Genomic DNA, 19,258 nt, shown 5'->3' with positions numbered 1-19,258 from the left:
CGAGGGGAACCCGATGAAGAAGTCAGCCTGGCTGCCAGCCGTCATCGCACCGGTCGTCGTCGCCGGCGCAATTGCCGCCCCGATGATCGCGAACGCCGCGAACGACCCGATCGCGGGGACGAACCCCAGCGCGGCGGCCGTCATCGCCAGCATCGCGAAGTCGTCGGACGCCCAGTACTCGGGGAAGCTCTCGCAGACGAGCGCGCTCGGCCTCCCCGAACTGCCGACGGGTTCGGGCGGCTCCTCGCTCGAGGGCGACGCCTCCGACGTGCTCGGGCTGCTCACTGCGTCGCACACCGCCCGGGTCTACGTCGACGGCCCCGACAAGCAGCGCGTCCAGCTGACGCAGCAGCTCGCCGAGCAGGACGTCGTCCGCAACGGCTCGGACGTCTGGACCTGGGACTCGAAGGAGCGCACGGCCACGCACGTGACCCTGCCGAGCGACACCGCGAAGGACCCGCAGGGCGGGACGACCACCCCGGCCGACATCGCGAAGCAGGCCATCGACGCGATCACCCCGACCACTACGGTGTCGAAGCCGACCGAGGTCAGCGTCGCCGGACACGACGCCTGGCAGATCACCCTGACGCCGAAGTCGTCCGACACCCTCGTCGGAGCCGTCCGGTTGGCCGTCGACCAGCAGACCGGACTCCCGCTCCGCGCGAGCGTCCAGGCCGCAGGCGCGGACGACCCCGCGGTGCAGGTCGGGTTCACGAGCCTCGACTACGGCGCCCCGGCGGCCCGGCTCTTCGACTTCACCCCGCCGTCGAACGCCAAGGTCACCGAGAAGGACCTGTCCGACGCCGGATCCCACGCGAAGGGCGAGCACGGCGACCGCCGTGGCACCCCGAGCGGTGACGAGCCGACCTTCACCGGCACGGGCTGGAGCACCATCGCCGAGCTCCCCGCCGGCACGGTGGACCGGTCCGGGCTCGAGGGCGAGGCCTCCGGCCTGCTCGACCAGCTGACCAAGCCCGTCGACGGCGGCCGTGCCGTGCAGACGTCGCTCGTCTCGGTCTACCTGACCGACGACGGCCGCGTGCTCGCAGGTGCCGTGCCGGTCGCATCCCTGGTCGACGCCGCGAAGTGAGCGCGGACGACCACGAGGTGCGCACCGCCGACCACGAGGTGAGCACGGCCGATCGCGGGGCGAGCACGGCGGCACCGGCGCCCGACCTGGCGATCCGCACCACGGGCCTCCAGAAGGTGTTCCGTAAGCAGCGCGCGGTCGACGGGATCGACCTGGCGGTGCCGCGCGGCGCGGTGTTCGGGTTCCTCGGGCCGAACGGTTCCGGCAAGACCACCACGATCCGGATGCTGCTCGGGCTCTCGAGCGCGAGCGGCGGCACCATCGAGCTGCTCGGCGAACCGATGCCGAAGGCGCTGCACGACGTCCTGCCCCGCGTCGGCGCGCTCGTCGAGGGGCCGGCCTTCTACCCGTACCTGTCCGGCCGGGCCAACCTGCAGCGCTTCGACGCCGCCGACCCCACGTCGGACCCACGTACCCGCAAGGCCCGCGTCGCCGATGCGCTCGACCGCGTCGGGCTGATCCACGCGGCGGACAAGAAGGCGCACGCGTACTCCCTCGGCATGAAGCAGCGGCTCGGTCTCGCGAACGCCCTGCTGTCCCCGCGCGACCTGCTGGTGCTCGACGAGCCGACCAACGGCCTCGACCCGCAGGGCACGCGCGAGGTCCGCAACCTCATCCGCTCCCTGGCCGACGACGGCACCACGGTGTTCGTGTCGAGCCACCTGCTGGCCGAGATCGAACAGGTCTGCACGCACGCAGCCGTCATGCGGACGGGCAAGATCGTCGCGCAGGGCCCCCTCGACGAGCTGCGCGCAGCCGGGGCCCGGACCGTGACCGTGCGGACGCCCGACGTCGGGCAGGCCGGTTCCGTCCTCACCCGACTCGGGCTCACGCCGCGGCACGACGGCGGGGCCGACGTGCTGGTGGCCGACCTGCCGGACGAGCTGCTGCCCGAGACGATCACCGCGGAGCTCGTGCGCGCCGACGTCCGGGTGCGCGGCCTGACGGTGGGCGGCGGCACCCTCGAGGACCTGTTCGTCGCACTCACCGGAGAGGGATTCGATGTCGCAGCCTGACGCGGCCGTGCGCGACCTGCCCGTCCGCCGCCGGCAGCGCCCGTTCGCACTGCTCGGTTCCGAACTCGCGCTGGTGTTCCGGCGTCGCCGCACCTGGGCGATGCTCGGGGCACTCGCGCTCGTGCCGATCCTGATCGCGGTCGCCGTGAAGCTCACCACCGACGGCGACGACGGCGGGCCGGCGTTCCTCGGCGACATCACCAACAACGGCCTGTTCGTCGCGTTCACCGCGCTGACCGTGTCGATCCCACTGTTCCTGCCGCTGACCGTCGGCGTGGTCGCCGGTGACACCGTCGCGGGCGAGGCCAGCCACGGCACGATCCGCTACCTGCTCGTCGCGCCGACGGGCCGCGTGCGGTTCATCCTGGTGAAGTTCGCCGGTGCCGTCGCGTTCTGCCTGGCCGCCACCCTGCTGGTGGTGCTGGTCGGTGCTGCGATCGGCGCCGTGCTGTTCCCGATCGGCCCCGTCACGCTGCTGTCCGGCACTCAGGTGGGCGGCTGGTCGTACGCCGGCCGCGCCCTGTTGCTCGCGCTGTACGTCGCGATGTCGATGCTCGGGCTCGTGGCGATCGGCATGTTCACGTCGACGCTGACGAACGTTCCGGTCGGTGCGATGGCCGCGACGGTCGTGCTCGCCGGGGCGTCGCAGGTGCTCGACCAGCTCCCCCAGCTCGACTGGCTGCACCCGTTCCTGTTCTCGCACCAGTGGCTCGGGTTCGGCGACCTGCTGCGCGACCCGATCTCGTTCGACTCGTTCGGGTCGAACGCGGTGCTGCAGCTCGGGTACGTCGTGGTGTTCGGGGCGCTGGCGTACAGCCGGTTCGCCTCCAAGGACATCCTGAGCTGACGCGGCAGGGGCCCGGCACGAAGGTGTCGGGCCCCTGCGACGCTGAGCTTGCTCAGCTCGCGGGCGACGCCGATCCGCCGGCCATCGTCTCCGTGTCGGTCCCCCGCGCATCGGCGTACCGGTCGCGCAGGTCACGGGCCTTCTCGGAGCGGTACCAGTCGAGCCGCGCCCCGGTCTCCACCGTCTGCATCCCGATCACGACCTTGCCGCGGGACTTCATCTCCGCCAGGTCCTCGTACGCCTCGACGATGTACTCGAACGGGTAGAAGCCCGAGATCAGGACCTGCACCCGGCGATCCTGCACGGCCTTCGCCAGCAGGGTGAGCAGCTCGCGGGTCTCCTCGTCCTCGGCGGGCGCACGGAGGAACCGGACCTCGATGTCCCGGCGCTCCTCCGACGACACGAACCGCTCCTGGCCGACGCCGAGACGTTCGGCCAGCAGCTCGGCGTTGCTCTCCCCGTGGTTGTCGATGAACGCGGTGATCGGCCGACCGTCGGCGATGTCGCGGATGCGGTCTTCCTCGCCCTCGCCGTAGGCGACGGGCAGTGTGCCGATCTGTCGCAGGTAGTCGTGGTTGCGGGGGCTGCCGAGGGCGATCACGGTCGCGCCGGCGTCGTGCGCCAGCTGGCACTCGATGTGTCCGACGCCACCGGCTGCGGCCGAGATGACGACGGTGTCCTGCGGTCCGAGCCGGAGCGACCGGACGACCGACACCGCGGTGCAGCCCGCCAGGTACAGGCCGCCGGCGACCTCCCACCCGACGTGCTCCGGCTTCTTGATGACGGCGCCGCGCGGCACCGCGATCCAGGTGGCGTGGGCGCCGCCGGTCGGCGCGTGCCCCATCACCTCGTCGCCGATGCGGAGGTCCTTCACGCCGTCGCCCCGCGCGCGCACGATGCCGGCGAAGTCGACGCCCTGGTGTGCGGGGAACTCGAGGTCGACGTGGTCGCGGAGCTTCCCCTCGCGCAGGAACCGCTCGATGTGGTTCAGGCCCGCGGCCACGATCTCGACGACGATCTCGCCCGGTCCGGCCTCGGGCTTCTGCTGGGGGACGAGCTCGACGACGTCGAAGTCGCCGTACCGGTCGTACTGCACTGCACTGCCGACTCGCATGGGTGCTCCTTCGCTCCAGGTGTGCGTCCGTGCTACTCGGTGTTCCCGCACGCAACCCGAAGACGTGGGGTACCGCGGCTGTGGACGTGACCAGACGACGGACTGGAGGCCCGTGGCGGCGCCGCCACGGGCCTCCAGGCCGTCGTCACGCGCGTCCACGGCGCGTGGGGACCGGGCTCAGTGCTTGCCGGCGGCCGCGATGACGGCGCGGACCGTCTCGGGGTCGAGGCGGAACGCCCGCGGGTCGGCGTCGCCCCGGGGCACGCGGAGCGGTGTCGACCAGACGGAGCCGTCTGCGGCGACGTCGACGACGAGTGCGCCGCTGTCGACGACGGCCGATTCCTCGTCGTACGGGCCGACGACGTCGGTGTCGTTCGCGACGCCGGGGGCGACGAGGACCGGGACGCCGGCGAGCGACCCGGCGAAGTGGTGGTGGTAGTGGCCGGCGAGGACGACCCGCGCGTCGGAACCGCGGATGACGTCGGCGAGCGCCTCGGGGTTCTGCAGGCGGAGGGCCTCGTGCAGCTCGGTCGGGGCGGGCAACGGAGGGTGGTGCAGGACGACGACGGTGCCGTGCGGGGCGTCGTCCGGGCCGCTGCGGGCGCCTTCGGCCAGGACTGTGCGCAGGTGCTCGAGCGCCGTGCCGCTGAGCTCGCCGTACCCGGCACCCGGGACGCTCGTGTCGACGGTCACGATCCGGCGCCCGGCGACGACCGACTGCCCGGAGACCGGGACCGTCGGCGGCAGGTACTCCATCGTGTGCATCAGCGCCGTGCCGCCCTGGCCCAGGACGTGCCCGTTCGCCAGGACCTGCCGGAAGCCCTCGCGCAGGTCGTGGTTGCCGGGGACCGCGACGAAGGCCGCGCCGCGCCGCTCCGCCCAGCCGCCGACGCGGTCCCGCACGGTCGCGTAGGACTCGGGGCTGCCGTCCTCGGAGACGTCGCCGGACACGACCACCAGCCCGATGCCGGGCACCTGGTCGACGTGGGCGAGCAGCCGTTCGAGCGCGGCCGTGGTGTCGACCGCGCCCTGGTGCAGGGCGCCGTCGCCGGTCAGGTGGGTGTCGGAGAGGTGGAGGATGCGGAGGGTCCCGGATGCTGGCGGCTGCATGCGTCCACGGTAGCCACGGCCCCCGTCAGTCCGGTGCTGCGGGCGCTTGGTGAGCAGGAAGGGTCGGGTCGTGCCAGCGGACCCGACCATTCCTGCTCACGAAGTCTGCGTCCGACCGTCAGTCCGGTGCTGCGGCCAACTGGTCCTCGAGGTTGAACACCTCGGGCAGCACCCGCGCCGTCTGGTCGGCGCGCCCGGTGGCCCCGGCGAAGAGGTCCTGCATGTGCGCCTCCCACGCCGCGGCCACCTCGGACGCGGCGAGCGCGGCGTCCGCATCGGCCACCGAGTCCGTCTCGTAGTACCCGATGAGCAGTCCGTCGTCGTCGAGGAACAGCGAGTAGTTCCGCCGCCCCGCCGCCGCGATCGTCCGGAGCATCGCCGGCCACACGGCGGCGTGCCGCTCGCGGTAGGCGTCGAGCATCTCGACCTGCACCTGCAGCCGGAAGCAGACGCGGGTCACCGGCCGGCCTGTTCGCGGCGACGCTGCTCGGCGTCGTGGACGGTGCGCTCGTCGGCGGCGCGGACCGTCCCGGTGACCGTGGTGACGGTGCCGTAGCGCTCGGCTTCGATCGCCTCGAGGGTCTTGCCCTGGGTGCGCGGTGCCCAGATCGTGCCGACCAGGAACGACAGCGCGAGGAGCCCGAGGATCAGGCCGCCGAGGGCCCGCAGCCCGATGTCCGACAGCAGCAGCGGGAACCAGATGCTCAACAGTCCGACCATCACGCGGGCGGCCAGGAACAGCACGCCCTGGGCGCTGGCGCGGTACCGGGTGGCGAAGAGCTCGCTCGTCCACAGGCCGTAGAACGCCTGCGCGCCGATGCCCGACGAGATGCCCCACGCCACGGCGAAGAACAGCAGGGTGCCGAGGTTTGCGGGCGCGTAGATGAGCACGGCCCACGCGATGATCGCCAGCACGGCACCGGCGGCGTAGAGCGCGCGGCGGCTGACCCGGTCGGCGTACCGCATGAAGCCGAAGTACGTCGCGGCAACGGTGCAGCCCCAGACCAGGATCTGCAGTCCGTACTGCTCGGTGACGCTCGTGACCCCGGTCGCCGCGTACACCCGGGGCTGGAAGATGCCGGCCTGCCCGGCGACGGTGTTCCAGAGCGCGTAGACGCCGAACAGGAACAGCATCGCGGTCAGGTTCTTCCGGCGGCTGAACAGCTGCGTGATCCCGTGGAAGAAGTTCGCCGTGCCGGTGGCCGCGCGCTCGTCCTTCCAGATCGCCGACTCGGGCAGCCCGCGGCGGAGCCACCACACGATCGCGGCGACGACGAACAGGTGGGCGAAGATGAGGCGGCTGCCGAGCAGGCCGAGCGGGGCGGCGGCGATCGCCAGGGCGAACCCGACCATCGGCCCGATCGACCACGCGAGCTGTGCCGTGCCGACGTGGGCCGCGCGCTTGTCCGCGGGGGCCTGCTCGGCGATGTAGGTCCAGCTCGCCGGGACGCCCGCACCGACGGCGATGCCGGTCAGGATGAAGCCGACCAGGAGCATGCCGTAGCTGCCTGCGAACACCGCGAGCAGGATGCCGAGCATGTAGAGGAGCAGGTCGTACGTGTAGATGAACTTCCGGCCGTACCGGTCGCACAGCGGTCCGCCGACGATCGCGCCGACGGCGGCACCGAAGGCGTTCGCGGACAGGCTCGCGAGCAGGCCGACCTCGAGGTCGCCGATCCGGAACTCCGCCTGCCACAGGCTGAGGCTCGTGGCGATCGCGATGATCGACCCCGACTCGATGTAGTTCGACATGGCCACCGAGACGGTGGCCTTCCAGCCCGTGGTGTTCCGGGCTCCGATGCGGACCGCCATTGGTCCTCCGTTCGCGTGTTCGTCGGTGAATCGTTTCAACGGGACGACGAGGACGATAGCGCTCCGGTGTGCGCGCTGGCAAGAGCGGGTTCGCCGGGCTGCTCCTCGCACCGTGCGAGGGGGCGCTTGCCCCGCGCGAGGTTGCGCCCGCACCGTGCGAGGGGGCGTTCGCCCCGTGCGAGGTTCCGCACTCCGTGCGAGCCTTTCCACCCCGCACCGAGTGCGGAACCTCGCACCAGCCGCGCGGCTCGCACCAGCCGCGCGGCTTGCACCGTGCGCGGGGCAGTCGACGCGACCACCCCTTGGAAGGGAGGCCCGGCACCGGCCCGCCCCGCGCCTCCCGTCCGCGTTTTCCACAGATCACGGCGCGGGCGGACCGCGCGGACCGCGCCGATGCCAGGATGGCCACATGGCGGTCAGTGTGCGAGAGGTGGCAGCGCTCGCGGGCGTGTCCCTCGGCACGGTGTCGAACGTGCTGAACCGCCCCGACAAGGTCGCTCCCGGCACGGTGGAACGCGTGCAGTCGGCGATCGCGACGCTCGGGTTCGTCCGCAACGACTCCGCACGGCAGCTCCGGGCCGGGCGCAGCTCCACCGTCGGGCTCATCGTGCTCGACGGGGGCAACCCGTTCTTCACCGACGTCGCCCGGGGCGCCGAGGACGCCGCGATGGACAACGGCCTCGCGGTGTTGATCGGCAACTCCGACGAGTCGACCGACCGCGAACGCACCTACGTCGACCTGTTCGAGGAACGCCGTGTCGCCGGACTCCTGATCTCCCCCGCCGGGGACGACCTGTCCCGCCTCGCGCGGCTGCGTGACCAGGGCACCGCCGTGGTGCTGGTGGACCGTCGCGCCGACGACGAGCACTTCGCCTCGGTCTCGGTCGACGACATCGCCGGTGGTCGCATCGCGGTCGAGCACCTCGCGGCGATCGGCCGCACCCACATCGCCTTCGTCGGCGGGCCGTTCGGCATCCGCCAGGTCGCCGACCGGCACGCCGGGGCACTCGCCGCCGCACAGGCCGCGGGCATCCGGCTCGAAGCCCTGCCGACCACCTCGCTGTCCGTGCTCGAAGGGCGCCGCATCGGCGAAGCGATCCAGGCACGGCCGGCCGCCGAACGCCCGGACGCCGTCTTCGCCGCCAACGACCTGCTCGCCGTCGGGCTCGAACAGGCCTTCATCATGCGCGGCACCATCGCGGTGCCCGAGCAGATCGCCATCGTCGGCTTCGACGACATCGCGTTCGCCGAGTCCGCCGTGGTCCCACTGACCTCCGTGCGGCAGCCCGCGCAGGACCTCGGTCGTCGCGCGATCGAACTCCTGACGAAGCAGGTCGAGCAGGGGCAGGACATCGACCTCGAGCACGTCGAGTTCACACCGGAGCTCGTGGTGCGGCAGTCCTCCGTCGCCGACGCCTAGGGCGCGGTCCGGACAGGGCTCCCCCGCCGCCTACGATCGGAGCATGGTGCATGTCCCCCGGCGCGACGGTCCGCCGAGCGTGCACCACGTCGCAGCCCGGGCCGGGGTCTCGCTCGCGACCGTCTCGAACGTCCTGAACCACCCCGAGCGGGTCGCCGACGCGACCGCCGCACGCGTGCGGGACGCGATCGACGCGCTCGGGTACACGCCGAACCGCAACGCCCGGGCGCTGGTGTCCGGCAGCACGCGCGCGATCGGTCTGGTGGTGATGTCGCTGCGGAACTCCCTGTTCAGCGACATGGTCAACGGCGCGCAGCTGGCCGCACGGGAACGCGGCTTCACCCTGCTGATCGCCAGCAGCGAGGACGACCTGCAGGCGCAGGGCGAACACCTCGCCTACCTCGAGAGCGCCCGGGTGTCGGGGATCCTGCTCGCCTCGATGACGGAGTCCCGCGACCAGGTCGAGGTCGCGCGGCGCCACGGTCGGCCCGTCGTGTACGTCAACTACGAACCGACCGAACTCGACGCGTGCGCGGTGGTCGTGGACAACGAGCAGGCCGGGTTCCTGGCGACCGAGCACCTGATCGACCGAGGCTGCCGACGCATCGGGTTCGTGAGCGCCCGTCCGGACCTGCAGCCCGTCGACCGACGACGGGCCGGCGTGCTGCGGGCCGTCGCGGCGCATCCCGGGGTCGAGCTCGTCGACGTCGACGCCGGGGACATCGACCCGCCGGGTGGCACCGACGCCGGGCTCCGCATCGCCCGGATGCCCGAGGACGAACGCCCCGACGGGGTGCTGGGTGTGACCGACCTGCTCGCGATGGCCGTCGTCTCCGAGCTCCGAGCCGCCGGGATCCGCGTCCCCGAGGACATCCCCGTGTCGGGCTGCGACCACAACTCCGTGGCGTGGGGTGGTGCGGTGCCGCTGACCTCGGTGACGATGCACGGCTCGGAGATGGGTGCGGCCGCGGTGGAACTGCTGCTCGAGGAACTCACCGACCCGATGCACGTGCACCGGACCGTCGTGCTCGGCAGCGAGCTGGTGCCGCGCGAGAGCACGCTCGGTCGCGAGGGCGCGGCCGCAGCAGCCGCCGCGGCCGCCGTCGCGGGCACGATCACGTCGAGCGACCCGAGGCGCACCGAGGCCTGACCGGCGGCGGACCGACCCGCGAGAGCGACACATCCGCAGGTGGCCACGCCGTCCGGTCCGCCAGAGCGACAGATCGGCGCGAACGTTCGGCGGCGCGCTGTCGCCTTCGCGGGCCACGGGCCACGGGCCACGGGCCACGGGCCACGGGCGGCGGGCCGGCACGTCGGCGCGCACGGGCGGTGCGGGCAGCGGGAGCGGGCCACGGGCCGGCGCGCCGGCGCGCACGAGGCGACGCGGGCCCGCGAACGCGACCGGGCACCGGACGGGAGGCGCGGGGCGGGGCCGGCACGGGCCTCCCGGCCGGCGGGCGGCGCGACCACCGCACGGTGCAGCACCGCGCGTCGGTTCGGTGCGAGGTTCCGCACTCCGTGCGAGCCCGCGAGCCCGTCACGGAGTGTGAAACCTCGCACCGGACGAATGGGCGAGCGAGCGAACGAATGGACGAGCGAGCGAGCTGCGGGATCGCGTAACGAAATCGGCACAGCGATTGACACGCTTCAATCCGCGTGGTTCAATCCTGATTGAAACGTTCTAAAACGCAGTAACCGGACCCCGCGACGGCGCGGGATCCGGGTCCGTTTCACCCGGGGTACCCCAGCCCCGGGCCTTACGAGGAGGTAAGGAATGTCAGTTCGTTCCGTGACCAAGCGCGCGATCGCCATCGGCGGCGCAACGGTCCTGATCGGCGGGCTCGCAGCGTGCTCGTCCGGCGGCTCCGCCGACGAAGGCGGCGGCAAGGTCGAGATCACCTACCAGGCCGACAACGCCCCGGCCACCGCGGCCACCGCGAAGCCGCTCATCGAGGCCTTCGAGAAGGCCAACCCCGACATCACCGTCAAGTTCGACACCCGACCCCAGGGCACCGACGGCGACAACCTGATCAAGACCCGCCTGTCGACCGGCGAGGCCGCCGACGTCTTCAACTACAACTCCGGCTCGCTCATGCAGGCCCTCAACCCGGACAACACCCTGGTGGACCTGTCCGACGAGAAGTGGGCGGGCGACGTCGACCCGCAGTTCACCAAGGTCGTCAGCACCGACAAGGGCATGTACGGCGCCCCGTTCGGCACGAGCTTCGGCGGTGCGGTGCTCTACAACACGAAGGTCTACGACGACCTCGGCCTCAAGGTCCCGACCACCTGGGACGAGTTCATCAGCAACAGCGAGAAGATCAAGGACGCCGGCGACGTCGCCCCGATCATCCAGACCTACGGCGACACCTGGACGAGCCAGCTGTTCGTCCTCGGCGACTTCGCGAACATCACCGCACAGGACGAGAAGTGGGCGGACGACTACACCGCCAACAAGGAGTCCTACGCCGACGAACCCGCACTCGCCGGGTTCCAGCACCTCGCCGAGGGCAAGGACAAGGACCTCTACAACGAGGACTACGCCTCGGCCACGCAGGCGAACGGCCTGAAGATGCTGGCCGACGGCACCGGCGCGCAGTACCCGATGCTCACGAACGCGATCTCCGCGATCCAGCAGGACTCCCCCGACGCCGTCGACGACATCGGCGCGTTCGCCCTGCCGGCCGAGGACGCCGCGGACACGAGCCTGACGATCTGGGAGCCGAACGGCCTGTACATCCCGAAGACGACCACCGGTGACAAGCTGGCGGCGGCGAAGAAGTTCGTCGCCTTCGCGAACTCCACCGAGGGCTGCCAGGTGCAGAACGACACCGGCACCCCCGCCGGCCCGTACGTCATCTCGACCTGCTCGCTGCCGGACGACGTGCCCCCGATGATCGACGACCTGCAGAAGTACCTGGACGACGGCAAGGCGAGCCCCGCGCTCGAGTTCCTGTCCCCGATCAAGGGCCCGAACCTCGAGAAGATCTGCGTGCAGGTCGGCTCGGGCATCACCACCGCGAGCAAGGGCGCCGACCAGTACGACGACGACGTCGTCCAGCAGGCACAGCAGCTCGGCATCAAGGGCTGGTGATCGGTGTGACCGCGACCCTCACGACGGCGGTGGCCCCGCCGCAGACACGCAAGGCCGGCCGCCCCGGACCAGCGCGCAAGCGGATGCGCTCGTTCTACCCCGCGTGGTTCTTCATCCCCGCGATCGCGCTGTACGTCGTGTTCTTCGCGGTCCCGACCTTCGCCGGGTTCTACTTCTCGCTCACCCGCTGGACGCTGTTCGACCAGACCTTCATCGGCTTCGACAACTTCGTCCGGTTCTTCCAGGACCCACAGCTCGTCTCCGGGTTCGTGCACACCTTCCAGTACGGCTTCGTGACGAGCGCGGCGAAGGTGGTCCTCGGACTCGCCCTCGCCCTGCTCCTCACGTCGCCCGTGCTGGGGCGCGGCTACCTGCGGGCGGTCGTGTTCTTCCCGGTGCTCGTGTCGACCATCGGCATCGGCATCACGTTCAAGGCGCTGATGGACCCGTTCCACGGGATCATCAACGGCGTGCTGGGTTCGGTCGGCCTACCCACCCCCGGTTGGCTGACCGACCCGGCGCTCGCCCTGTGGAGCGTCGCAGCGGTGGACGTCTGGAAGGGCGTCGGCATCGCGACGCTCATCTTCATCGCCGGCATCGTGGCGATCCCGCAGGAGTACTTCGAGGCGGCACGGGTGGACGGCGCGAGCGCGTGGTCGATCTTCCGGAACATCACGTTGCCGCTGTCCCGCCCCGCGATGGGCACGGTCATCATCCTGTCGCTCATCGGCGGCCTGCGGTCGTTCGACCTGATCTGGGCGATGACCGGCGGCGGGCCGGGGTTCACCAGTGACGTCATCGCGAGCGTGATCTACAAGCAGTACCAGGCCGGGTTCTACGGCCTGTCCACCGCCGGCAACGTGGTCCTGTTCGTCGTCGTCACGGCGATCATGGTCCCCGTCTCGTGGCTCCTCAACCGCAAGGAGGCAGAGCTGTGACCGCAATCGGCAGCACCCGTCGGACGGCTGGCCGTGCACCTGCCCCGGCGACCCGGAACCGCCACCCCGGGCGTGCCCGCCGGTGGATCATCGGCTCGATCGCCATCGTCGTCAGCTTCGTCGTCTTCCTGGTGCCGTTCGTGTTCGTCCTGCTCCAGGCCGCGAAGAACCCCGCCGAGGCGAACCAGCTCGGCTTCAGCCTGCCGACGGACTGGCAGCTGTGGCAGAACCTGCAGGCGGTGTTCCAGAGCGGCGACGGCGGGATCCTCCGCGCGTTCTGGAACAGCGCCCTGCTCACCGTCGGCAGCGTCACCGTCATGGTCGTGTTCTCCGCGATGGTCGGGTACGTCCTGCAGCGGCGACCGAGCAAGTGGAACGGCCTGATCAATTTCTTCGTGCTGGCGGGGCTCATCGTGCCGCCGGCGATCGTGCCGACCATCTGGGTGCTGCAGGGGCTCAACCTGTTCAAGACCATGGGCGGGATGATCCTCATCGAGGCGACCTTCGGCCTGTCGTTCTGCATCCTGCTGTTCCGGGCGTTCGTCGCGACGATCCCGAAGGAGCTCGACGAGGCCGCCGTGCTCGACGGCGCCGGCCCGATCCGCCTGTTCTTCGGGGTGGTGCTGCCACTGCTCAAGCCGGTGATCATCACGGTCGTGCTCGTGCAGTCGGTCACGGTGTTCAACGACTTCACGAACCCGCTGTACTTCCTGCCGGGGTCCGAGAACGCGACGGTGCAGCAGACGCTCTACGCGTTCCAGAGCCAGTCGGTCAGCCAGCTCAACCTGCTGTTCACCGACGTGCTGCTCATCACGATCCCGCCGCTGATCCTCTACGTCTTCTTCAACCGTCAGATCGTCGCCGGCATGACCAGCGGCGCCGTCAAGGGCTGACCGCCCACCCCGGCCGGGAGGCGCGCCCCGCCTCCGCCACACCGCCCACCCGGGCGGACGGCCGGGCCCACGACCCCCGCACCGGTCGACGACGACCGGTCGCGTGAAAGGACCACCACATGACCACCTGGACCGCACCGTTCATCGCGGCCGACACCGACCTCGGCAGCGCCCCGATCCTGCGTCGGGAGTTCCCCCTCGACGACGGCCACGGCGCCGTCACCGCCGCCACCCTCGACGTCAGCGCCCTCGGCGTCGTCGAGGCCTGGCTCGGCGGGCAGCGCGTCTCCGACCACCTGCTCGAACCGGGGTGGACGAGCTACGAGTGGCGCATCCGCGTCGTCTCGCACGACGTCACCGAGCACCTGTCCGACACGCTCCCCGGCCAGCCGGTCGTGCTCGCGCTCGTCGTCGGCAACGGCTGGGCCGCCGGACGACTGGCCTGGGGCGGCGGTGGCGGCTGGTACACCGACGAGCGCGCAGGGTTCGCCGAGCTCCGGATCACCTTCGCCGACGGGCACGAGCAGCACGTCGCGACCGACACCGACTGGCAGGCCCTGTCGAGCGCGATCACCGCGGACCAGCTCTACGACGGGCAGGACATCGACGCCCGACTCCGCGACGGCTCGTTCCTGACGCCCGGCGAGGTCACCGTGCCGAGCGTCGACGGGCACCGGGGACGGACGAGCACGGTGCACACGGTCGACATCGGCGAGCGCGAACTCGTCGCCGACACGGTGCCGCCGGTGCGCCCGCTCGCCGAGATCGCCCCGGTGGCGATCTGGACGAGCCCGTCGGGAGCGACCCTGCTCGACTTCGGCGTGAACCTGGTCGGCTGGCTCCGGGTCACCGCGACCGGCCCGGCCGGCACCGTGCTCACCCTGCAGCACGCCGAGGTGCTCGAGCACGACGAGCTCGGCACCCGCCCCCTACGCACCGCGAAGGCGACGGACCACTTCACCCTGCGCGGTGACGACGAGCCCGAGACGTTCGAGCCCCGGTTCACCTTCCACGGGTTCCGGTACGCGCAGGTCGACGGCTGGCCGGGCACCCACGACGAACTCCGCGCCGCGGTCACCGCCGTGCAGGTCGGGTCGGACCTCACCCGCACCGGCACGTTCGCGTCGAGCCACGAGCTGCTGAACACCTTCCACGACAACGTCGTCCGGGGCATGCAGGGCAACTTCCTGAGCGTGCCGACGGACTGCCCGCAGCGCGACGAGCGACTCGGCTGGACGGGAGACATCGCCGCGTTCGCCCCGACGGCCTCGTACCTGTTCGACACGCGGACGTTCCTGGCCGACTGGCTGCGCGACGTCTGGCTCGAGCAGCAGCACGCCGACGGGGTCATCCCGTTCGTGGTGCCGGACGTGCTGAAGTACTCCCCCGCCGAGGACTTCGGCACGCCCGACGCGACCGCCGTCTGGTCGGACGCCGGCGTCTGGGTGCCGTGGACGCTGTACCAGGCGTACGGCGACAGCGCGGTGCTCGAGGAGCAGTTCGACTCGATGGCCGCACACCTGCGCCGGGTCCGTGACCACCTGTCCCCGGAGGACCTGTGGGACACCGTGTTCCAGTTCGGCGACTGGCTCGACCCGGACGCCCCGCCCGAGGCCCCGGCCGACGCGAAGGCCGACAAGGGCGTCGTCGCGACGATCTGCGCCTACCGGTCCGCGACGATCGTGGCGGACGCGGCGGAGCTGTTGGGTGGTCACGAGGCGGAAGCAGCGGAGTTCCGGGAACTCGCCACGCGCCTCCAGGCCGGGTTCCGCACCCACTACCTGCAGGACGACGGGCGGATCCTGTCGGACGCGACCACGGTGTACACGCTGGCGATCGTGTTCGGGATCCTGTCCGAGCAGGAGCAGGCCGTGGCCGGCGAGCGTCTCGCCGAGCTGGTCGAGGCGTCCGGGTACCGGATCTCGACGGGCTTCGCCGGGACCCCGTTCATCACCGACGCGCTGACGCAGACCGGCCACCTGGAGGACGCCTACCGGCTGCTGCTGCAGACGGAGTGCCCGTCGTGGCTGTACCCGGTGACGATGGGCGCGACGACGGTGTGGGAGCGGTGGGACTCGATGCTGCCGGACGGAACGATCAACCCGGGTGAGATGACCTCGTTCAACCACTACGCACTCGGTGCCGTGGCGGACTGGATGCACCGGGTGGTGGGTGGCCTGTCGCCGCTGGCGCCGGGGTACTCGGCCGTCCTCATCGCGCCGCAGCCGGGCGGTGGGCTGACGTGGGCGGAGACCTCGCTCGACACCGTGCACGGGCACGTCGCCGTGCGGTGGGAACTCGTCGACGGGGAGTTGCGCGTCCGGGCGACCGTGCCCGAGGGCGTCTCGGCCGTGGTGCGCCTGCCGGGTGCGCCCGAGCAGCGGGTCGGCGGCGGAACGCACGACCTCCGCGCCCCCGCCGCGGTCCCCGCCGCGTAGGCCCCTGGCTCGCGGTGCCCGTCCGTCGCACAACCAAAGTGCCTTCGAACCACACGATCGCGCGGCTCGAATGCACTTTGGTTGTGCGGCGGGGAACGGCACCGGGGCAGCGACGCCCACGACACCACCACGGTTGCGGCAGACCGCCGCGCGCCGTACTGTATGAAACGATTCAATCGCACACGAGGAAGTGACACGATGACATCGACCCCGAGCTTCGCCGGCATCGCCGACCAGCTGGCACGACAGCAGATCGAGCTGCCCAGCTGGGCCTTCGGCAACTCCGGCACCCGCTTCAAGGTGTTCAGCACGCCGGGCACCCCGCGCGACCCGTACGAGAAGATCGCCGACGCCGCCCAGGTGCACGAGTACACCGGCCTGGCCCCCAGCGTCGCGTTGCACATCCCCTGGGACCTGGTCGACGACTTCGCCGACCTCAAGCGCCACGCCGAGGAGCACGGGGTGTCGCTCGGCACCGTCAACTCGAACACGTTCCAGGACGACGACTTCAAGTTCGGCGCCCTGACCCACGTCGACGAGACGATCCGACAGAAGGCGATCGACCACCACCTGCGCTGCATCGACGTGATGGACGCCACCGGCAGCCGTGACCTGAAGATCTGGCTCGCCGAGGGCTCGAACTACCCCGGTCAAGAGGACATGCGCTCCCGCCAGGACCGCCTGCACGAGTCGCTCTCGACGATCTACGACCGCCTCGGTACCGACCAGCGGCTCGTGCTCGAGTACAAGTTCTTCGAGCCGTCGTTCTACCACACGGACGTCCCCGACTGGGGCACCAGCTACGTGCAGACGGCGGCACTCGGGCCGAAGGCGATGGTCTGCCTCGACACCGGCCACCACGCCCCCGGCACGAACATCGAGTTCATCGTGATGCAGCTCCTGCGCCTCGGCAAGCTCGGTTCCTTCGACTTCAACTCGCGCTTCTACGCCGACGACGACCTGATCGTGGGCGCCGCGGACCCGTTCCAGCTGTTCCGGATCCTGGTCGAGGTCATCCGCGGCGGCGGCTACGACAACCCCGACGTGGCGTTCATGCTCGACCAGTGCCACAACGTCGAGGACAAGATCCCCGGCCAGATCCGCTCGGTGCTCAACGTGCAGGAGATGACGGCCCGCGCGCTGCTCCTCGATCGCGTCGCACTGACCGCCGCACAAGAGGCGCACGACGTCCTCGGCGCGAACGAGGTCTTCATGGACGCGTACCAGACCGACGTCCGGAAGGACCTGGCCGAGTGGCGCGAGTCCCGCGGACTGCCGGCGAACCCGATGCGCGCCTACCTGGAGTCCGGGTACCAGCAGTCGATCGCGGCGGACCGCGTCGGCGGCGTCCAGGCCGGCTGGGGCGCGTAGGAACATGACGAACACAGTGGAGGCACGGGTGGACCCCGCAATGCACGGCACCGACGCAGACACCACGATCCGGGCGCTGGTCGCGCGCTCGAACGCGCTCGGCTCGGATCCGCGGATCACGAACTACGCGGGCGGGAACACCTCCGCCAAGGGCACCGACACCGACCCGGTCACGGGCGAACCGGTCGAGCTGCTCTGGGTGAAGGGCTCCGGGGGCGACCTCGGCACCCTCACCCCGGCGGGCCTCGCGGTCCTGCGCGTCGATCGCGTCCGTGCCCTCCAGGACGTCTACCTCGGCGTGGAGCGCGAGGACGAGATGGTCGCCGCGTTCGACTACACGCTGCACGGCAGGGGCGGAGCCGCGCCGTCGATCGACACCGCGATGCACGCCCTCGTCGACGCCGCCCACGTCGACCACCTGCACCCCGACGCCGGCATCGCGATCGCCACCGCGGCGGACGGTCCGGCCCTGACCGAGCGGATCTTCGGCGACCGGGTCGTCTGGGTGCCGTGGCGCCGACCCGGGTTCCAGCTCGGGCTCGACATCGCAGGCGTCAAGCGTGACCACCCGCAGGCGATCGGCACGATCCTGGGCGGCCACGGCATCACCGCGTGGGGGGACACGAGCGACGAGGCGCAAGACAACTCCCGCTGGATCATCGACACCGCCGAGCGGTACCTCGCGGAGCACGGCACGGCGGACCCGTTCGGCGGCGTCCGAGCGGGGTTCGAAGCACTGCCGACCGACGAACGTCACGCACGCGCCGCCGCCCTCGCCCCGACGGTCCGCGGCATCGCCGGGCACGACAAGCCGGTCGTCGGGCACTTCACCGACAGCGACGTCGTGCTCGAGTTCCTGGCGAGCGAGCGCGCCGAAGCACTCGCGGCCCTCGGCACCAGCTGCCCGGACCACTTCCTGCGCACCAAGGTGAAGCCGCTCATCCTCGACCTGCCGACCTCGGCGAGCGTCGACGAGCAGACCGCCCGCCTGCACGAACTGCACGAGCAGTACCGCGCGGACTACCAGGCGTACTACGACCGGCACCGGACGCCGGACTCCCCCGCGATCCGCGGCGCCGACCCGCTCATCGTGCTGGTCCCCGGCGTCGGGATGTTCTCGTACGGCAAGGACGCCCAGACCGCCCGGGTCGCCGGGGAGTTCTACGTGAACGCGATCAACGTGATGCGCGGTGCCGAGTCGGTCAGCACCTACGCCCCCATCGACGAGGCCGAGAAGTTCCGGATCGAGTACTGGGCCCTCGAAGAGGCGAAGCTGCAGCGGATGCCCGCGCCCAGGAAGCTCGCGACGCGCATCGCCCTGGTCACCGGGGCAGCGTCCGGCATCGGCAAGGCGATCGCGAAGCGCCTGGCGGCCGAGGGTGCCGCCGTCGTCATCGCCGACCTCGACCTCGAGAAGGCCACAGCTGCGGCGGCCGAGATCGGCGGCCCCGACCAGGCCATCGGCGTCGCCGCGAACGTGACGGACGCCGCCGCGATCAACCAGGCGATCCAACAGACGCTGCTGCACTTCGGCGGCCTCGACCTCGTCGTGAACAACGCGGGGCTGTCGCTGTCCAAGAGCCTGCTCGAGACCACCGAGCAGGACTGGGACCTGCAGCACGACGTGATGGCGAAGGGCTCGTTCCTGGTGTCGAAGGCCGCCGCGAAGGTGCTCATCGAGCAGGGCCTGGGCGGCGACATCGTCTACATCTCGTCGAAGAACTCGGTGTTCGCCGGGCCGAACAACATCGCGTACTCCGCCACGAAGGCCGACCAGGCCCACCAGGTGCGGTTGCTCGCCGCCGAGCTCGGTGAGCACGGCGTCCGCGTCAACGGCATCAACCCCGACGGCGTCGTGCGCGGCTCCGGCATCTTCGCGAGCGGCTGGGGCGCCAACCGCGCCAAGACGTACGGCATCGAGGAGCAGGACCTCGGCAAGTTCTACGCGCAGCGCACGATCCTGAAGCGCGAGGTCGTGCCCGAGAACGTCGCGAACGCCGTCTACGCCATCTGCACCGACGACTTCTCGCACACCACCGGCCTGCACGTGCCCGTCGACGCCGGTGTCGCCGCGGCCTTCCTGCGGTAGCGACGACCGACGAACACCGAGCAGGA

Annotated in this window: 15 protein-coding genes; 11 read left to right on the top strand and 4 right to left on the bottom strand. The window is 71.1% G+C overall.

Going from position 1 to position 19,258, the window contains the following annotated elements; all coding sequences use genetic code 11:
• The first annotated feature begins 13 nt into the window (after positions 1-13).
• Genes BR70_RS0111710 through BR70_RS0111700 form a run of 3 tightly spaced genes read left to right on the top strand, consistent with a single transcriptional unit; the run spans position 14 to position 2,953 of the window.
• The gene (locus tag BR70_RS0111710; RefSeq protein ID WP_027466219.1) at positions 14-1,090 is read left to right on the top strand and encodes a LolA family protein; all 1,077 of its coding nucleotides are present in this window, start codon (positions 14-16) and stop codon (positions 1,088-1,090) included.
• Between the two features lie 38 nt (positions 1,091-1,128).
• Entirely contained in the window at positions 1,129-2,106 is a 978-nt protein-coding gene (locus BR70_RS0111705) for an ABC transporter ATP-binding protein (RefSeq protein ID WP_027466218.1), read from the top strand.
• The gene (locus tag BR70_RS0111700; protein WP_027466217.1) at positions 2,093-2,953 is read left to right on the top strand and encodes an ABC transporter permease; all 861 of its coding nucleotides are present in this window, start codon (positions 2,093-2,095) and stop codon (positions 2,951-2,953) included. Before BR70_RS0111705 ends, BR70_RS0111700 begins: the two co-directional genes overlap by 14 nt.
• Positions 2,954-3,005: 52 nt before the next feature.
• On the opposite strand, the gene BR70_RS20725 is transcribed toward BR70_RS0111700, so the two are convergent.
• The 4 genes from BR70_RS20725 to BR70_RS20720 form a co-directional block, all read right to left on the bottom strand.
• Positions 3,006-4,067 carry an NADP-dependent oxidoreductase gene (locus BR70_RS20725; protein WP_051596869.1) on the bottom strand — a complete coding sequence of 354 codons (1,062 nt, stop codon included), beginning with the start codon at positions 4,065-4,067 and terminating at the stop codon, positions 3,006-3,008.
• A 177-nt stretch (positions 4,068-4,244) separates the two neighbouring features.
• Entirely contained in the window at positions 4,245-5,177 is a 933-nt protein-coding gene (locus tag BR70_RS0111690; protein WP_027466216.1) for a metallophosphoesterase, read from the bottom strand.
• A gap of 118 nt (positions 5,178-5,295) precedes the next feature.
• Positions 5,296-5,637, bottom strand: coding sequence for an L-rhamnose mutarotase (locus BR70_RS0111685; protein WP_027466215.1), 342 nt, complete (start codon positions 5,635-5,637; stop codon positions 5,296-5,298).
• Positions 5,634-6,989, bottom strand: a complete 1,356-nt coding sequence (locus BR70_RS20720; RefSeq protein WP_081827361.1) for an MFS transporter — start codon at positions 6,987-6,989, stop codon at positions 5,634-5,636. Before BR70_RS20720 ends, BR70_RS0111685 begins: the two co-directional genes overlap by 4 nt.
• Positions 6,990-7,398: 409 nt before the next feature.
• On the opposite strand from BR70_RS20720, the gene BR70_RS0111675 reads away from it, so the two are divergent.
• The 8 genes from BR70_RS0111675 to BR70_RS0111640 all read left to right on the top strand — a co-directional run bounded on the left by BR70_RS0111675 (position 7,399) and on the right by BR70_RS0111640 (position 19,232).
• Positions 7,399-8,409: a LacI family DNA-binding transcriptional regulator gene (locus BR70_RS0111675; RefSeq protein WP_027466214.1), complete on the top strand. Its 1,011-nt coding sequence runs from the start codon at positions 7,399-7,401 to the stop codon at positions 8,407-8,409.
• Between the two features lie 43 nt (positions 8,410-8,452).
• Positions 8,453-9,559, top strand: coding sequence for a LacI family DNA-binding transcriptional regulator (locus BR70_RS20715; RefSeq protein WP_051596868.1), 1,107 nt, complete (start codon positions 8,453-8,455; stop codon positions 9,557-9,559).
• Between the two features lie 624 nt (positions 9,560-10,183).
• Complete coding sequence (locus BR70_RS0111665) at positions 10,184-11,503, top strand: ABC transporter substrate-binding protein (RefSeq protein ID WP_027466213.1); 1,320 nt, start codon at positions 10,184-10,186, stop codon at positions 11,501-11,503.
• A gap of 5 nt (positions 11,504-11,508) precedes the next feature.
• Entirely contained in the window at positions 11,509-12,441 is a 933-nt protein-coding gene (locus BR70_RS0111660) for a carbohydrate ABC transporter permease (protein ID WP_035809020.1), read from the top strand.
• A gap of 86 nt (positions 12,442-12,527) precedes the next feature.
• Positions 12,528-13,334, top strand: coding sequence for a carbohydrate ABC transporter permease (locus BR70_RS0111655; RefSeq protein ID WP_027466211.1), 807 nt, complete (start codon positions 12,528-12,530; stop codon positions 13,332-13,334).
• Between the two features lie 119 nt (positions 13,335-13,453).
• Positions 13,454-15,772, top strand: a complete 2,319-nt coding sequence (locus BR70_RS0111650; RefSeq protein WP_035808808.1) for a family 78 glycoside hydrolase catalytic domain — start codon at positions 13,454-13,456, stop codon at positions 15,770-15,772.
• Positions 15,773-15,970: 198 nt separating this feature from the next.
• Positions 15,971-17,143 (top strand): L-rhamnose isomerase, encoded by a 1,173-nt coding sequence (rhaI, locus tag BR70_RS0111645; RefSeq protein WP_051596867.1) that lies wholly within the window; start codon positions 15,971-15,973, stop codon positions 17,141-17,143.
• Between the two features lie 40 nt (positions 17,144-17,183).
• Positions 17,184-19,232 carry a bifunctional rhamnulose-1-phosphate aldolase/short-chain dehydrogenase gene (locus tag BR70_RS0111640; RefSeq protein ID WP_035808806.1) on the top strand — a complete coding sequence of 683 codons (2,049 nt, stop codon included), beginning with the start codon at positions 17,184-17,186 and terminating at the stop codon, positions 19,230-19,232.
• Positions 19,233-19,258 lie beyond the last annotated feature (26 nt).

The sequence above is a fragment of the Curtobacterium sp. UNCCL17 genome (assembly GCF_000686685.1).
Classification (GTDB): Bacteria; Actinomycetota; Actinomycetes; order Actinomycetales; family Microbacteriaceae; genus Curtobacterium; species Curtobacterium flaccumfaciens.
Note: the sequence above shows the minus strand (reverse complement) of the source record. Positions and strands in the feature narration are given on the sequence as shown.

Excerpts from the sequence above, each read along its gene's own strand:
- BR70_RS0111710 (WP_027466219.1), top strand. The coding sequence starts at position 14 with ATGAAGAAGTCAGCCTGGCTGCCAGCCGTCATCGCACCGGTCGTCGTC.
- BR70_RS0111700 (WP_027466217.1), top strand. The coding sequence starts at position 2,093 with ATGTCGCAGCCTGACGCGGCCGTGCGCGACCTGCCCGTCCGCCGCCGG.
- BR70_RS20725 (WP_051596869.1), bottom strand. The coding sequence starts at position 4,067 with ATGCGAGTCGGCAGTGCAGTGCAGTACGACCGGTACGGCGACTTCGAC.
- BR70_RS0111690 (WP_027466216.1), bottom strand. The coding sequence starts at position 5,177 with ATGCAGCCGCCAGCATCCGGGACCCTCCGCATCCTCCACCTCTCCGAC.
- BR70_RS20720 (WP_081827361.1), bottom strand. The coding sequence starts at position 6,989 with ATGGCGGTCCGCATCGGAGCCCGGAACACCACGGGCTGGAAGGCCACC.
- BR70_RS0111675 (WP_027466214.1), top strand. The coding sequence starts at position 7,399 with ATGGCGGTCAGTGTGCGAGAGGTGGCAGCGCTCGCGGGCGTGTCCCTC.
- BR70_RS20715 (WP_051596868.1), top strand. The coding sequence starts at position 8,453 with ATGGTGCATGTCCCCCGGCGCGACGGTCCGCCGAGCGTGCACCACGTC.
- BR70_RS0111665 (WP_027466213.1), top strand. The coding sequence starts at position 10,184 with ATGTCAGTTCGTTCCGTGACCAAGCGCGCGATCGCCATCGGCGGCGCA.
- BR70_RS0111650 (WP_035808808.1), top strand. The coding sequence starts at position 13,454 with ATGACCACCTGGACCGCACCGTTCATCGCGGCCGACACCGACCTCGGC.
- rhaI (WP_051596867.1), top strand. The coding sequence starts at position 15,971 with ATGACATCGACCCCGAGCTTCGCCGGCATCGCCGACCAGCTGGCACGA.
- BR70_RS0111640 (WP_035808806.1), top strand. The coding sequence starts at position 17,184 with ATGCACGGCACCGACGCAGACACCACGATCCGGGCGCTGGTCGCGCGC.